Here is a 14,577-nt window from a genome sequence, read left to right on the forward strand (position 1 = left end):
AGCACGGGCCTTGTCCCGTTTTGCTATCTTCACGTGATAAGGCCTGTATTGTTAGCGTATTGAATACAGGTTCCCCATACAAATGCCCCCGTTTCTTGCACCATTCTTTTCCTCGCGTCAGCAGGCCTTGGGCGTGTTGTTTGCGCTTGTTTCTGCGATCGGTTTTTCTGCCAAGGCGATTTTCGTCAAGCTTGCGTATCTGGAGCCGGTCGATGCTGTGACCTTGCTGGCTTTGCGCATGGCTTTCTCTGTGCCATTTTTTATTGTCGCCATGTTTGTCGGGCAGGAAAAAGCAACAGCGATGCAAAGCCGTGACTGGGTTGCAGTTCTGCTCCTGGGTTTTATCGGTTATTACCTCGCAAGCTTCCTCGATTTTCTCGGGTTGCAATACATCAGTGCCGGGCTAGAGCGCCTTATCCTGTTCTTGTATCCGACTATGGTGGTGCTGATCAGTGCCATCGTATTCCGCCAGCGTATCGGCAAAACGGTGATGGTGGCGCTCTTGTTGAGCTATGCCGGTATTGTCTTGGTGTTCGTGCATGATTTCAGCCTGAATGGCGATGGCCTTTTTCTCGGTGGCAGTCTGGTGTTTGCGAGTGCGCTGGCTTATGCAGTTTACTTAGTGGGTGCAGGGCATACGATTGCTCGCATCGGCGCCATGCGTTTTACGGCTTATGCCATGACAGTGGCTTGTCTGGCCTGCATAGCACAGTTTCTGCTGACTCATCCGTTGAATGCCCTGCAACAATCTGGGCGTGTTTATGGGTTGACGGTTGGCATGGCGCTGTTTTCCACCGTGTTGCCTGCATTTGCCCTGGCAGCAGCCATGAAGCGGATAGGGTCGATGCAGACCTCGATGATAGGTGCGTTGGGCCCGGTGGCAACGATTTACCTGGCCTATGTGTTCCTGGGTGAGCAGCTGTCGCTGATCCAGTTCCTGGGGTCGGTATTGGTGCTGGTTGGGGTGATGATGATCAGCCTGCGCAAGCGTGCAGCTTAAGGCGCTGTGACTTGGCCCAAGGTGACACGCTCGTGCCCGGCAAGGTCTTGCACGGTGTGTATAGCGGTAAAACGGTGTGTGCTGAATATTGAGCGCACGGCGCTACCTTGGTTATAGCCATGCTCGATGATTAGCCAGCCTTTGGCACGCAGGTAGTCTGGCGCGTTGGCGACTATTTTGCGGATGTCATCCAGGCCGTCAGCCCCTGAGGCCAGTGCGCTCATAGGCTCAAAGCGCAAGTCGCCTTGTTGCAGGTGTGGGTCGGCGGTTTCGATATAGGGTGGATTGCTGACGATAATGTCGAAGCGCTGGTTGTGCACGCTGCTAAACCAGTCGCTATGCAAAGCGGTGACATTGTGTGCGGATAATTGTTGCGCATTTTCTTTTGCCACGGCTAACGCGGCTTCTGAGTAATCCAGCACGGTGACATTGGCAAGCGGACGCTCAAGTGCCAGGGTAATGCCAATGGCACCTGTGCCTGTGCCTAGATCAAGAATGTTGCATGATTGGTCGGCCGGAATGCGCTCAAGTGCGGTTTCAACAAGAATTTCGGTATCTGGCCGTGGGATGAGCGTGTCATGGGTGACGAGGAATTCCCGGCCATAGAATTCGCGCCTGCCCAGAATGTGGGCGATAGGCTCTCCCTGAATGCGGCGCGCCAGGAGGGTTTCGAAGAGCAGGCGTAACTCGTCTGTCACCACATCGTCGCCATGCGCAATCAGCCAGGCATGATTGACGTCACCTAGGCAGTGTTGCATCAGGGCGCGGATTTCAATGCGCACTTCCGCAAGCTCCAGCCCGCCAGCTTCCTGCAAGCGGTTTGCGGCGCAGGCCATGAGGTTCTTGAGTTTTGCCATGGCTGGAGTGCCTAGCGGTGATGGCGCCAGAGGATGATGACGATCAGCACGTTGGTGGCAAAGACACCACATCCAAGCCAACTAAAGTGCTTGAGCAGTGCCAGTATCTCGAATGGCAGGTACAGACCTGCGCTGGCCATGCCGAGGATGATGGCCCAATGTCGGCCCAGCCATAAGCCATAGGCTTCCAGCAGACGGATGGCCGCATAGAACATGGCGCCGAATGCCAGCGTCATCAAGCGTGGCTCGGTGATATTAGCCACCCAATGCAGCAGGATGCGCGGTGTTTCATTGGCGGGGTTCAGGTGCAAATGGCGAATCAGGGCTTCTGCATAAGCCTGCCAATCGGCATTGATATAACGGAACAAGGCGAGAGAAGCGCCCAATACCAAAACGCCCTTGCTGGCTTCCAGCAGGGCGATGCTGCGTAGGCTAGCATTCATTGGTCTTAGTTATCCTCGCCCAATGTCGCCAACAGGTCGGCCTGGTGTTCTGCGGCCAATGTGCCGATCAATTCGTCCATGTCGCCTTCGGTGATGGCGTCGATCTTGTACAGCGTCAGGTTGATGCGGTGGTCAGTGATACGGCCCTGCGGATAATTGTAGGTGCGTATGCGCTCACTACGGTCGCCGGAGCCAATCAGGCTGCGGCGTTCGCTGGCGATCTTGCTTTGCTGTTCGTCCACTTGCTTGGCCTTGATGCGTGCTGCAAGCACTTGCATCGCCTGGGCTTTGTTGGAGTGCTGGCTGCGCCCATCCTGGCATTCCACCACGATGCCGGTGGGGAAGTGGGTGATACGCACTGCGGAATCGGTTTTGTTGATGTGCTGCCCGCCCGCACCCGAGGCGCGGAAGGTGTCGATACGAATATCCGCCGGGTTGATCGTGATGTCGCTGACTTCATCCACTTCCGGCAATACCGCGACGGTACAAGCTGAGGTGTGGATACGGCCCTGGGTTTCGGTTTCTGGCACGCGTTGCACACGGTGGCCGCCGGATTCAAACTTGAGTCGGGAGTAAGCGCCAAAGCCCTCGATCTTGGCGATGATTTCCTTGTAACCGCCTACTTCAGATTCGCTGGCGGAAACGATTTCCACCTTCCAGCGTTGCCTTTCAGCATAGCGGGAGTACATGCGGAACAGGTCGCCGGCGAACAGTGCAGATTCATCACCACCTGTACCGGCGCGGATTTCCAGGAAGATATTGCGTTCATCATTGGGGTCTTTGGGCAGCAGTAGCTTCTGTAGCTCTTTCTCGATGTCTTCAAGCTTTTGCTTGTTGGCCTCGATTTCTTCCTGGGCGAATTCCTTCATCTCAGGGTCTGAGAGCATCACCTGTGCTTCCTTGATGTCATTCCCGGCTTGTTCATAGGCGCGGAATTGCTCGACGATAGGCGTGATCTCGGCATGTTCGCGCGTGATCTTGCGATAGTTGTCGATGTCATTGGTGGCATCCTCGCTGGATAACAAGCGATTCAGTTCGTCCAGGCGCTCGCTCAAGGTGGCGAGCTTTTTCATCATTGAAGGTTTCATTACGCTAATTGTGTAAAACGACAGGTTGGGTTAATTGTGGATCTGGTAAAGCTGACGCAGCATGGCTTCCAGTTGGTCACGGTCTTCGCCGCTGACATTGTTGAGTGCATGGCTGGGGCCATGCAATAGCTTGTTGGTGAGTGCATTGCTCAAGGCATCCAGTACTTGGCCTGGGTCATCGCCACGGGCTAATAATTTACGGGCTTTTTCCAGTTCGCTCAGGCGATGCCGCTCTGCCTGCTCGCGCAGGGCGCGTATGGTCGGCACGGCGCTGCGGGTTTTGAGCCATTGCATGAAATTATCCACGCGCATGTCGATGATGGCTTCGGCTTCTGCAGCAGCCTCCTGACGGTTTTCCATGCCTTCCTGCACTACTTGCGCCAAGTCGTCCACGGTGTAGAGGAACACGTCATCCAGTTCACCGGCTTCTGGCTCGATGTCGCGTGGCACTGCTAGGTCGACCATGAATATGGGTTTGTGCTTGCGCGCGCGGATGGCGCGTTCCACCATGCCCAGGCCGACGATGGGTAACTGGCTGGCAGTGGAAGTGATGACAATATCGAATTCCGCCAAGCGATCCGGCAGGTCAGCCAATAACATGCTTTGGCCACCGATGCTGGCTGCCAGTTCTTGGCCGCGCTCCAGCGTGCGGTTGGCTACGGTGATTGATAGCGGGCGGTGTGCGGCAAAATGCTCTGCACATAGTTCTATCATTTCACCCGCACCGATGAAGAGTACGTGCTGATTGTTCAATGCGCCAAAAATGCGTTGCGCCAAGCGTGTGCTGGCCGCTGCCAGGGAAACTGAGTTGGCCCCAATATTGGTGTTGGTGCGTACTTCCTTCGCCACGGAAAACGTGCGTTGGAACAGCTTGTGCAGCAGTGTGCCGAGTGTGCCGGCATTTTCGGCAATGCGCACGGCCTGCTTCATCTGGCCTAATATCTGGGCTTCACCCAGCACCATGGAGTCCAGCCCAGAGGCAACGCGGAAGGCGTGCTTGACGGCATCTTCCTGCGGCAGGGTGTACATATAGGGGGCAATGGCGTTGGGTTGTAGCTGATGGTAGTTAGCCAGCCAATCCAGGGCTTTTTGCGGGTTGTCGGTATTGCAGTAGAGTTCTGTGCGGTTACACGTCGACAGGATCGCCGCTTCGCGGATGCCGTAAGAATTCAAGTCGCGCAGAGCACCGCCGAGATGCTCGTTCTGGAAAGCGACGTTCTCACGTATGGAAACGGGTGCGGTCGTGTGGTTCACGCCGACGGTAAATAAATGCATCCTGCAATTTTCCTGTATCGCGGCAACTTAAGCAACAATTTCAAGCAATTAAGCTAAGAGGGATTGTGCGCGGCAGGCCGCTATCATACTCTCATTTGGTAGTGTTGAACTAAGCTGTTCGTTAGCAAGCAAATATTTGCCAGCAATCACTTGCCACGCCAGCGCTTCAAGCCATCATGACTCCTAGTATAAGCCTGATCGCAGTATGGATTTTGCAATAAGCGTTGCTAATGCTGGGTGCGTTGACATCATTTTCGGTTAAAATAAATATTTTTTACGCTATACACCCTTAAAAATCATGGCTAAACCATTCAGAATTGCCCCTAGTATCCTTTCCGCCAACTTTGCCAAGCTGGGCCAGGAAATCACCGATGTCATCACTTCCGGCGCTGATATTGTTCACTTCGACGTGATGGATAACCATTACGTTCCTAACCTGACGATCGGCCCTTTGGTCTGTGAGGCGATTCGCCCTGTGACTGATGCCATTATCGATGTGCACCTGATGGTGAAGCCTGTTGATCGCATCATTCCTGATTTTGCCAAGGCTGGTGCCAATATCATTACTTTCCACCCCGAAGCTTCCGATCACATTGATCGCAGCCTGTCCTTGATCCGTGATAACGGCTGTAAGTCCGGCTTGGTGTTCAATCCGGCTACTCCTTTGTCCTATCTAGACTATGTCATGGACAAGGTCGACATGGTGTTGTTGATGTCCGTGAACCCAGGCTTTGGTGGTCAGAAGTTCATCCCCGGCACGCTGGACAAGCTGCGTGAAGCGCGTGCTCGTATCGATGCCTACACTGAGAAAACTGGCCGTGAAATCTGGCTGGAAATCGATGGTGGCGTGAACCCTGCCAACATTGCGGACATTGCCCGTGCGGGTGCCGATACATTCGTGGCTGGTTCTGCCGTGTTTGGCGCTGGCAAGGATACCGATCCTAACCGTTACAACACCGTGATCAGCGCGTTGCGTGCTGAGTTGGCTAAAGTATAAATAAATGCAGATGAACAACCGAATCCTGAGTGATCGCAATAGTTGGCGATGGTGGCGCTGAACAGTTGCTACCAATACCCATGAAGATACATGGGCGCTACTCATGACAACAACATTATCAGGATTCGGGAGTTTTTATGCTGCAAACCATCAGTCAACAGGAATTCAACACCCTGGCAAGCCAGGGTTTTAACCGCATTCCCCTGGTCATTGAAACCTTCGCTGACCTTGATACACCGCTTTCCCTCTACTTGAAACTGGCTAACCAGCCTTACTCCTATTTGCTTGAGTCAGTGCAGGGGGGCGAGCGTTTTGGCCGCTATTCCATCATCGGTTTGCCTGCACATGTGCGCATAGAAGTGCGAGGGCAAGCGATCAAGGTGCTTGACCACGATCAGGTGGTTGAAGAAGTGCACGATGTGAATCCGCTGGATTTCGTCCAGGCTTATCAGGCCAGGTTCCGCATCCCGCCACATGAGGGCTTGCCACGCTTTACTGGTGGCTTGGCTGGATATTTTGGCTACGACACCATCCGCTACATTGAGCGTCGTTTGGCTGGCACTGCCAAGCCGGATGCGCTGGGTGTGCCTGATATCCTGCTCATGGCCTCGGAAGAGATCGCCGTGATCGATAACCTTTCTGGCAAGCTCTATTTCATTGTGTATGCAGACCCCACTGTTGCAGAAGCTTATGCCATGGGTATCAAGCGCTTGCATGCCTTGGTGCAGCGCTTGCGACAGCCAGTGACGATTCCGCAAGCGCCTGCGATGCCTGCTACCGATGCCGCCTCGGAGTTTGGCGAAGCCAGCTTCAAGGAAGCTGTCGCTAAATCCAAGCAATATATTTTTGATGGCGACATCATGCAGGTGGTGTTGTCACAACGTATGGCCAAGCCTTTTACCGCCCCACCATTGTCACTTTATCGCGCCTTGCGTAGCCTTAATCCTTCTCCCTATATGTTCTATTACCATATGGGGGATCATCATGTGGTGGGGGCTTCACCCGAAATTCTCGTGCGATTGGAAGAGGATACGGTCACTTCACGCCCGATCGCTGGCACACGCCCACGCGGCAAGACGCGTGAGGAAGATGTTGCGCTGGCAGAAGAGTTGTTGGCTGACCCCAAGGAGATTGCGGAGCATGTGCAATTGATGGATTTGGGGCGTAATGATGTGGGTCGCGTGGCGCAAGTGGGTAGCGTGGCCGTGACTGACAAGATGGTGATTGAGCGTTACTCACACGTGATGCATATCGTGTCGAATGTCGAAGGCAAGCTCAAGCCGGGTTTGCACGCTATTGATGTGCTGAAGGCTACCTTCCCCGCTGGTACCTTGAGTGGGGCGCCCAAGGTGCGTGCCATGGAAATCATTGATGAACTTGAGCCAAGTAAACGCGGTATTTACGGCGGTGCGGTGGGGTATCTTGGTTTCAATGGTGATATGGATCTGGCGATTGCTATCCGCACTGGTGTAATCAAGGATGGCATGTTGTATTCACAGGCTGGTGCAGGCATTGTGGCAGACTCAGTGCCTGAAAATGAGTGGATAGAAACCCAAAACAAGGCGCGTGCCGTATTGCGCGCAGCGGAGATCGTACAGGCAGGGCTAGATAACAAGGAGTAGGCATGGCAGCAGCTAGTAGCCGGATTCTGTTTCGGCTCATCATTCTGGCATTCGGGTATTTTGCCTTGGGCATGCTGGGTAAAGTGCTGCCATTCTCCGTGTTTCAGGCCAATCTGGTTTGGTTGCCTGCAGGAGTGGCTGTGGCTGCCTTGCTTCGTTGGGGCATGCACTACTGGCCTGCTATTTTTGCAGCCCAGCTGGCGCTTGTGCTCAATGCCCATGGTCTTGATCTTGCCAATACGCTGTTGATTGGTGCCCTGCCTATCGCGTATACCATGGCTTATGCCTTGACGGCTTGGATGCTTCGCATCAGCGGCTTTCACTATACGCTGGACAGGATTCGTGACATTTTTCTCATGATGCTCGGCATAGTTGTAGGCGTGCTGGTGCTCAGCGTGATGGAAGTTGCCATCTTGTACCAAGCGCAATTGCTCGGTATCGACAGGCTGCTTTCTTCCTTGTTATTTGGCTGGGTTGCCAATGTATTGGGAATATTGTTGCTATTGCCATTGCTGCTCAATATTACCTGGAACGAATTCCTTGGTTTCTGGCGGCGGCACACCCGCTTTGCCTTCTTGGCAGTGATCGTGGTGGCCATCGAATGGGCGATCTTCAAATTTGCGCCAGATGATGCTGATCAATACATGTTGTTTGCCTTTCTGGTTGTGCCTCTCGTGATTTTGATCTCAATGCGTACTGGTATCATGGGGTCGTCTATCGTGGTATTGGTTTTGTCCATTGTTGCGATGGCATCCACCCGAGTGGGTGATTTGCCAGCATTGGCACAGTCCACATCGCAGCCAGTCTGGGCGCTGTGGGTCTTGATGGGTACGCTATCCATGGCGGGGATGCTGATTGTTGCCCTGCAGTCTTCACGCGAGCTGGCGGAGAGAGCGCTGCGCAATAGTGAGACAAAGTTCAGAGCTGTAATTGAGAATGCGCAGGATGGCATTGTCAGCATTGATGAGCAGGGGCGGCTGGTGGAGTTTAACCATGCGGCCGAGGCCATGTTTGGCTATCGTCGTGAAGATGTATTAGGAAAGATGTTGGTGGATACCCTGATTCCTCCGGCGATGCGTGATGCCCACAGGCAAGGTCATCAGCGCTATCTGGCTTCCGGAGTCAGCACGATGTTGGAGCGCAGGTTGGAATTGAGCGCTTTACGCGCTGATGGTACCGAATTTCCAGTGGAGTTAACGATTACTTCCCTTAAGGAGCAAGGCGTACCATTGTTGACGGGTTTTTTCCGTGACCTGACTGAGCGTCGCAAGGTCGAAACTGAAATCCGCAACCTGGCTTTTTACGATGTGTTGACTACTTTGCCGAATCGCCGGCTGCTGCTAGACCGTTTGCACCAGGCAATTGCAGCGAGTATCAGGCATGGCAAGCATGGGGCTGTGTTGTTCATTGATCTGGATAACTTCAAGGCGCTGAATGATTCGCGTGGGCACGATGTGGGCGATTTGCTGCTAGTCGAGGTTGCACGCCGCTTGCGCCAATGTGTGCGTAACGAAGATACCGTCGCTCGCCTGGGGGGCGATGAGTTTGTCATTGTGCTGGAAGATCTGAGCATGGGGCTTGAACAGGCGATAGCGCAAACGAAGCAGGTTGCCCAAAAAATCCTGGAAACAATTAATCATCCTTATCAGTTGGGGGATCTTGAACATCACAATTCCTCAAGTATCGGTATTGTTTTGTTCAATGGTAATTTCGTCAGTATTGAAGAGTTGCTCAAGCGTTCGGACACTGCCATGTACGAAGCTAAAGCCGCCGGGCGAAATACGCTGCGCTTTTTCGATCCTGCCATGCAGGCTGCGCTGGAGAGGCGAGTGGATATGGAGTTGCAGCTACGACTGGCGATTGTGCAAAAGCAGCTGCGCTTATTTTGCCAGGTGCAAGTGGATGAAGAGCGCAAGGTCTTTGGTGCCGAGGTGTTATTGCGCTGGCAACATCCTGATCATGGCTTGCTGTCCCCCAAAGAGTTTGTCGCGATTGCTGAAGATAGTGGCCTGATTGTCTCGATAGGCCATTGGGTGCTGTATAGCGCCTGTCAGCAGCTTAAGGCTTGGGAGGGCAAGCCCGGCTTCGATGGCTTGCAACTGGCGGTGAATGTGAGTGCACGGCAGTTTCGCCATGTCGATTTTGTCGATGAGGTCAGGAAGATACTGCAAACGACCGGTGCAGATTCCAGCTTGCTCAAACTCGAGTTAACAGAGAGCGTAGTGCTGGACAATATTGCGGATGCGATTGCCAAGATGAACGCCTTGCGCGAGTTGGGCGTGCGTTTTTCCATGGATGATTTCGGTACCGGATATTCTTCCCTGGCTTATCTCAAGCGCTTGCCCCTGACGCAGGTCAAGATTGATCGCTCATTTGTCCATGACATTACCGAGGATGCCAGCGATGCGGCGATTGTGCAGGCGATCCTGGCAATGAGTAGCACCTTGGGATTACGCGTGGTTGCTGAAGGGGTGGAGACGGAAGCCCAGTTTTCGTTGCTGCAAAGCTATGGCTGTCGCTATTTCCAGGGGTTCTTGTTCTCCAAGCCCTTGCGAATAGAGGATTTTGAGGCGCTGTTGCAGGACAAGGACTTTTTTTTATGATGAATTGCGCCCAAAATAGCGGGCTTGCTCCAAAGCGGAATGAAGAAGGACGCAGATTATGCTGTTAATGCTGGATAACTATGATTCGTTTACCTACAACCTTGTGCAATATCTTGGTGAGCTTGGCCAGGATGTCCAGGTGTATCGCAACGATGAAATTGATCTCGCCGGGGTGGCTGCGCTTAACCCCAGACATATCGTGATTTCTCCTGGCCCCTGTACGCCAAACGAGGCGGGAATATCGGTGCCATTGATTCATGAGTTCGCTGGCAAGATTCCCATTCTGGGTGTTTGCCTTGGGCATCAAAGCATAGGCCAAGCCTTCGGCGGTAAGATCGTGCATGCCAAGCAGCTCATGCATGGCAAGACTTCTGACATCCACCACGCTGATATTGGCGTATTCAAGGGCCTGCCTAACCCCTATACCGCAACGCGTTACCATTCGCTGGTCATTGAGCGCGAATCTATACCTGATTGCCTGGAAATTACCGCGTGGACAGAAGACGGCGAAATCATGGGAGTGCGCCACAAGACACTCCCGATCGAGGGAGTGCAATTCCATCCCGAGTCTATCCTCACCCAGTACGGACATGAGCTGCTGAATAATTTCCTGAAAGCGTATTGATGAGCATCACCCCCAAGATCGCCTTGCAAAGGCTGATTGACCATACCGATTTTACCCACGATGAAATGCTGGATGTCATGCAGCAGATCATGAGCGGCACTTTCACCACGATACAGATTGCCGGGTTCCTTGCCGGTTTGCGCGTCAAGGGTGAGACTGTGACGGAGATTGCAGCCGCCGCGCAGGTGATGCGCGAGCTTTCCAGCAAGGTGCAGGTGGCAGATGACAGCCACCTGATTGATACCTGTGGTACTGGAGGTGCGCCCAACAAGGCGTTCAATGTCTCGACGGCGTCGGCCTTTGTTGCAGCTGGCGCAGGCGCACGTATCGCCAAACATGGCGGGCGAGCTGCTTCCTCCAAGAGTGGTTCTGCTGACGTGCTGGAAGCGTTGGGCGTCAATATTAGTCTCACCTCCGAGCAAGTGGCACGTTGTGTCAATGAGGCTGGTATCGGTTTCATGTTTGCACCCAATCACCATGCCGCGATGAAGTATGCAGCGCCGGTGCGGCGTGAGCTTGGTGTGCGTACCATGTTCAATCTGCTGGGGCCGATGACTAACCCTGCCGGTGCCAAGCGCCAAGTGATGGGTGTGTTTCATCGTGACCTGGTGAGCCTGTTGGCACATACGCTGAAGCAGTTGGGCAGCGAGCATGTGATGGTGGTGCATAGCGCAGATGAAATGGATGAAATCTCTTTTTCCGCTGATACCTATGTCGCTGAGCTCAAGCATGGCGAAGTACATGAATACACGCTTAACCCTGCCCAGTTTGGCATGGCTTTGCATGACATCAACAGCATTCATGTGGAAAATGCCCAAGAGTCCAGCGAGATTATTCTGGGTGTTTTCGCAGGCCAGTCTGGCCCGGCACGGGATATCGTATTATTGAATGCAGGTGCCGCGATCTATGTTTCCGGTCTGGCGGCTGATTTGTCAGCTGGCATTGCACAGGCAGCACATTCGCTGGATTCCGGTGCGGCAATGCATAAACTGCAACAACTCAAGGCATTGAGCCAAGCCGTATGATGCGTTTGTTGCTGGTCGCTGCGATTGCTGTCGGCTACACATTTTTCCATTTTAGCCAGCCAGCGCAAGTTGTCTCGCCTGTTGCTGATGTATCGTCGACATCTACGCCTGTCGCAGCCAACCAGCGTATCGCTCAAGCATTTAGCCAGCGTGAGCATGGCGTGGCGGTGCAATCCAGTGGCGTCGTACGCAAAGTGTTGCCTGATGATAACGATGGTTCGCGCCATCAACGCTTTATCCTGGGGCTGGAAAACGGCATGACAGTGCTGGTGGCGCATAATATCGATCTTGCGCCGCGGCTGGACGGCTTGCAGACAGGTGAAGTGGTCAATTTCAATGGTGTATACGAATGGAATGCCAAGGGTGGTGTCATACACTGGACCCACCATGACCCGCGCGGACGCCATGCCGATGGATGGTTGCGCTACCAGGGACGGTTGTACCAGTAATCAAATAGTCGGTGTAAAGATGGTTACGATTAACGAAAGTGATTGCAAGGCAATGTCAGACATACTCAATAAGATACTTGAAGTGAAGCGTGCGGAAATCCACGCCGCACAACAGCAAAAGCCATTGGCCGAGGTTGAGGCGGCCGCCTTGGCCCAGCCAGCTCCTCGCTCTTTTATTGGTGCTATCCAGGCCAAGATTGCTGCTGGCCAGGCAGCGGTGATCGCGGAAATCAAGAAGGCCAGTCCATCAAAAGGCGTGATCCGCGAAGATTTTCGTCCAGCTGAGATTGCCGCCAGTTACGCTAGTCATGGTGCTGCCTGTCTTTCCGTATTGACTGATGAGCAGTTCTTCCAAGGGAGTGCGAAATATCTCCAGGCGGCGCGTGCGGCCTGTGATATTCCCGTATTGCGCAAGGACTTCATGATAGACCCTTACCAAGTGTATGAGGCGCGTGCCATGGGTGCTGATTGCATCCTGCTGATTGCCGCTGCGCTTGATCTGGCGCAGATGCGTGCACTGGAAGCTATCGCTCACCAGCTTGGCATGAGTGTGCTGGTGGAAGTGCATAATGCCGAGGAGTTGGAGCAGGCATTGCAGCTGGAGACGCCTTTGCTCGGTATTAATAATCGTAACCTGCGTACTTTCGATGTGACGCTGGAGACTACATTGTCGCTGTTGGCGCGTATTCCAGCTGAAAAAATCATCGTCACCGAGTCGGGTATCTTCACGTCACAGGATGTGGCCTTGATGCGCGAACATGCGGTGCACACTTTCCTTGTCGGTGAGGCCTTTATGCGCCAGCCTGATCCGGGTGTGGCGCTGGCCCAGGTATTTGCATAAGGAATTTGTATGACTGAATCATCACGTCAATTTCTCGCCATTCGTCCACGCCGCATGCGGCGTGATGATTTCTCGCGCCGTCTGATGCGCGAGCATGTGCTCACAACAAATGACCTGATTTATCCCGTGTTTGTGCTCGAAGGCGACAATCGTATAGAGCCAGTTGCTTCCATGCCGGGCGTGCAGCGCCAAAGCCTGGATCACCTGCTGCGAGCAGCAGGGGAGTGCGTGGCTCTGGGCATCCCGGCATTGGCCCTGTTCCCTGTCATTGAGCAGCAGTACAAAAGCCTGACTGCGGATGAGGCGTGGAATCCTGATGGTTTGGTGCCGCGTACCGTACGAGCGCTGAAGGCAGCTTATCCTCAGCTGGGCATCATCACTGATGTCGCACTCGATCCTTACACTACCCATGGGCAAGATGGCGTGATTGATGACACCGGCTATGTACTCAATGATGAAACTGTGGCCATCTTGGTAAAACAGGCGCTGTGTCATGCTGAGGCAGGTGCCGATGTGGTGGCACCCTCGGACATGATGGATGGCCGCATCGGCGCGGTTCGCGATGCGCTGGAGGAGGCCGGGCATATTCATACCCGTATCCTGGCGTATTCGGCTAAGTATGCCTCTGCATTTTACGGGCCATTCCGCGATGCGGTAGGCTCGTCTGCCAACCTGGGCAAGGGTAACAAATACAATTACCAGATGGATCCAGGCAATTCGGACGAAGCTTTGCGGGAAGTAGCTTTGGATTTGGAAGAAGGTGCTGATATGGTCATGGTAAAGCCAGGCATGCCTTATCTTGATATCGTGCGTCGCGTGAAACAGGAGTTTGGCGTGCCGACCTATGCCTATCACGTGAGTGGTGAATATGCAATGCTCAAGGCTGCGGTGCAAAATGGCTGGTTGGATGAGCGGGCGGTGGTGCTTGAAGCGATGCTGGGATTCAAGCGCGCAGGTGCCGATGGTATCTTGACCTATTACGCCATGGATATTGCACGCTGGCTAAGGGAAGGGTGATGCTCTCTCGATAAGGTGTCTTAGGGCTCCTGCGTCTGTTCGCTTTGTGCGATTAGCTTGGTAAGTGCTTCTATATTGGCCCGGCTGGCATTGTTGCCATTGACCGGGCTTTTTGTTGCCATGCGCATGTCGTCAACCTCAAAGACACTGAGCTTGATCAGGCCATGCGGGCCTTCCAGCGTGAACAGTGGTACTTTCTTGCGGTCCATGCTGCGCCGCTCACTGATACGATAGGATTTCTCATCCGTGATATACGGAATCTGCTGATTCAGCAGAAAAATCTCCACTTCCTTCAAGCTATCGGCAAACAGGTGAATGTGGGTTTCTGCATATTTCCCCGCTGTGCCATCTAGTACTGCACCAGTCAGATGCGGGTTGAATCGCTCCAGCAACTGCATCACCAATAAAGCATCCTTGCGTAGCTGTAATAGCGCTTCTGGCTGATCATCACTATTGTAGATATCGTGATAGAGACGAATTTCTTCTTCAATCTCGCTATTAGTCGGCATGCATTGTGAATCGGTGATGCCGAGCTGACGTCCGGCTTTGCGCTTGGCATGTGCATAATCCGCAATGCCTTCTTCTGCCATCATACGTGCAGCTAGCTGTGCAATCAGCTGGCGCAACTGGGATTGGCGATTGCCGCTATCTTTTGCCATGGTGCAAACGCCCTTCTACACAAGTGATTCATGCAAGTGCACGCAATATCGAAGTTTGCCAGCACTTGCATGAGTG

14 protein-coding genes are annotated in these 14,577 nt (G+C 53.5%); 9 read left to right on the plus strand and 5 right to left on the minus strand.

The genetic code is table 11. The features are described 5' to 3' along the window. Nucleotides 1-82 precede the first annotated feature (82 nt). On the plus strand, nucleotides 83-1,000 hold the full coding sequence (locus ACIKP9_RS11315) for a DMT family transporter (protein ID WP_400882823.1): 918 nt from the start codon (nucleotides 83-85) through the stop codon (nucleotides 998-1,000). On the opposite strand, the gene prmC is transcribed toward ACIKP9_RS11315, so the two are convergent. The 4 genes from prmC to hemA are packed head-to-tail and all read right to left on the minus strand — an operon-like array spanning nucleotide 997 to nucleotide 4,663. Next, nucleotides 997-1,857 (minus strand): peptide chain release factor N(5)-glutamine methyltransferase, encoded by an 861-nt coding sequence (prmC, locus tag ACIKP9_RS11320; protein WP_400882826.1) that lies wholly within the window; start codon nucleotides 1,855-1,857, stop codon nucleotides 997-999. The two genes, ACIKP9_RS11315 and prmC, sit on opposite strands and share 4 nt — an antisense overlap. A gap of 11 nt (nucleotides 1,858-1,868) precedes the next feature. Beyond that, nucleotides 1,869-2,300: a DUF2127 domain-containing protein gene (locus tag ACIKP9_RS11325; RefSeq protein WP_400882829.1), complete on the minus strand. Its 432-nt coding sequence runs from the start codon at nucleotides 2,298-2,300 to the stop codon at nucleotides 1,869-1,871. Between the two features lie 5 nt (nucleotides 2,301-2,305). After that, complete coding sequence (prfA, locus tag ACIKP9_RS11330) at nucleotides 2,306-3,388, minus strand: peptide chain release factor 1 (RefSeq protein ID WP_400882831.1); 1,083 nt, start codon at nucleotides 3,386-3,388, stop codon at nucleotides 2,306-2,308. A gap of 30 nt (nucleotides 3,389-3,418) precedes the next feature. Next, nucleotides 3,419-4,663 (minus strand): glutamyl-tRNA reductase, encoded by a 1,245-nt coding sequence (hemA, locus tag ACIKP9_RS11335; protein ID WP_400882834.1) that lies wholly within the window; start codon nucleotides 4,661-4,663, stop codon nucleotides 3,419-3,421. 298 nt (nucleotides 4,664-4,961) lie between these two features. On the opposite strand from hemA, the gene rpe reads away from it, so the two are divergent. From rpe to hemB, 8 genes are all read left to right on the plus strand, one after another. Next, entirely contained in the window at nucleotides 4,962-5,660 is a 699-nt protein-coding gene (gene rpe / locus ACIKP9_RS11340) for a ribulose-phosphate 3-epimerase (RefSeq protein WP_400882837.1), read from the plus strand. Nucleotides 5,661-5,797: 137 nt separating this feature from the next. After that, nucleotides 5,798-7,282, plus strand: coding sequence for an anthranilate synthase component I (trpE, locus tag ACIKP9_RS11345; protein ID WP_400882839.1), 1,485 nt, complete (start codon nucleotides 5,798-5,800; stop codon nucleotides 7,280-7,282). Between the two features lie 2 nt (nucleotides 7,283-7,284). Beyond that, the gene (locus ACIKP9_RS11350; RefSeq protein ID WP_400882842.1) at nucleotides 7,285-9,885 is read left to right on the plus strand and encodes a bifunctional diguanylate cyclase/phosphodiesterase; all 2,601 of its coding nucleotides are present in this window, start codon (nucleotides 7,285-7,287) and stop codon (nucleotides 9,883-9,885) included. Between the two features lie 58 nt (nucleotides 9,886-9,943). Further along, on the plus strand, nucleotides 9,944-10,510 hold the full coding sequence (locus ACIKP9_RS11355) for an anthranilate synthase component II (RefSeq protein ID WP_400882845.1): 567 nt from the start codon (nucleotides 9,944-9,946) through the stop codon (nucleotides 10,508-10,510). After that, entirely contained in the window at nucleotides 10,510-11,535 is a 1,026-nt protein-coding gene (gene trpD / locus ACIKP9_RS11360) for an anthranilate phosphoribosyltransferase (protein WP_400882849.1), read from the plus strand. Before ACIKP9_RS11355 ends, trpD begins: the two co-directional genes overlap by 1 nt. Further along, nucleotides 11,532-11,984 carry a DUF3465 domain-containing protein gene (locus ACIKP9_RS11365; RefSeq protein WP_400882851.1) on the plus strand — a complete coding sequence of 151 codons (453 nt, stop codon included), beginning with the start codon at nucleotides 11,532-11,534 and terminating at the stop codon, nucleotides 11,982-11,984. The genes trpD and ACIKP9_RS11365 overlap by 4 nt, the downstream gene beginning before the upstream one ends. A gap of 52 nt (nucleotides 11,985-12,036) precedes the next feature. Next, entirely contained in the window at nucleotides 12,037-12,825 is a 789-nt protein-coding gene (gene trpC / locus ACIKP9_RS11370) for an indole-3-glycerol phosphate synthase TrpC (protein ID WP_400882854.1), read from the plus strand. A gap of 9 nt (nucleotides 12,826-12,834) precedes the next feature. Continuing rightward, entirely contained in the window at nucleotides 12,835-13,842 is a 1,008-nt protein-coding gene (gene hemB / locus ACIKP9_RS11375; protein WP_400882856.1) for a porphobilinogen synthase, read from the plus strand. 20 nt (nucleotides 13,843-13,862) lie between these two features. On the opposite strand, the gene ACIKP9_RS11380 is transcribed toward hemB, so the two are convergent. Continuing rightward, a complete protein-coding gene (locus tag ACIKP9_RS11380) occupies nucleotides 13,863-14,501 on the minus strand; it encodes a hypothetical protein (protein WP_400882859.1) in 639 nt (212 codons plus the stop codon). Between the last annotated feature and the right edge of the window lie 76 nt (nucleotides 14,502-14,577).

This window comes from Methylobacillus methanolivorans, from assembly GCF_044751345.1.
In the GTDB taxonomy this organism is placed as follows: Bacteria; Pseudomonadota; Gammaproteobacteria; order Burkholderiales; family Methylophilaceae; genus Methylobacillus; species Methylobacillus methanolivorans.

What these genes read in the sequence shown, in the direction of transcription:
- ACIKP9_RS11315 (WP_400882823.1), top strand. Translation starts at nt 83, where the DNA reads ATGCCCCCGTTTCTTGCACCATTCTTTTCCTCGCGTCAGCAGGCCTTG.
- prmC (WP_400882826.1), bottom strand. Translation starts at nt 1,857, where the DNA reads ATGGCAAAACTCAAGAACCTCATGGCCTGCGCCGCAAACCGCTTGCAG.
- ACIKP9_RS11325 (WP_400882829.1), bottom strand. Translation starts at nt 2,300, where the DNA reads ATGAATGCTAGCCTACGCAGCATCGCCCTGCTGGAAGCCAGCAAGGGC.
- prfA (WP_400882831.1), bottom strand. Translation starts at nt 3,388, where the DNA reads ATGAAACCTTCAATGATGAAAAAGCTCGCCACCTTGAGCGAGCGCCTG.
- hemA (WP_400882834.1), bottom strand. Translation starts at nt 4,663, where the DNA reads ATGCATTTATTTACCGTCGGCGTGAACCACACGACCGCACCCGTTTCC.
- rpe (WP_400882837.1), top strand. Translation starts at nt 4,962, where the DNA reads ATGGCTAAACCATTCAGAATTGCCCCTAGTATCCTTTCCGCCAACTTT.
- trpE (WP_400882839.1), top strand. Translation starts at nt 5,798, where the DNA reads ATGCTGCAAACCATCAGTCAACAGGAATTCAACACCCTGGCAAGCCAG.
- ACIKP9_RS11350 (WP_400882842.1), top strand. Translation starts at nt 7,285, where the DNA reads ATGGCAGCAGCTAGTAGCCGGATTCTGTTTCGGCTCATCATTCTGGCA.
- ACIKP9_RS11355 (WP_400882845.1), top strand. Translation starts at nt 9,944, where the DNA reads ATGCTGTTAATGCTGGATAACTATGATTCGTTTACCTACAACCTTGTG.
- trpD (WP_400882849.1), top strand. Translation starts at nt 10,510, where the DNA reads ATGAGCATCACCCCCAAGATCGCCTTGCAAAGGCTGATTGACCATACC.
- ACIKP9_RS11365 (WP_400882851.1), top strand. Translation starts at nt 11,532, where the DNA reads ATGATGCGTTTGTTGCTGGTCGCTGCGATTGCTGTCGGCTACACATTT.
- trpC (WP_400882854.1), top strand. Translation starts at nt 12,037, where the DNA reads ATGTCAGACATACTCAATAAGATACTTGAAGTGAAGCGTGCGGAAATC.
- hemB (WP_400882856.1), top strand. Translation starts at nt 12,835, where the DNA reads ATGACTGAATCATCACGTCAATTTCTCGCCATTCGTCCACGCCGCATG.
- ACIKP9_RS11380 (WP_400882859.1), bottom strand. Translation starts at nt 14,501, where the DNA reads ATGGCAAAAGATAGCGGCAATCGCCAATCCCAGTTGCGCCAGCTGATT.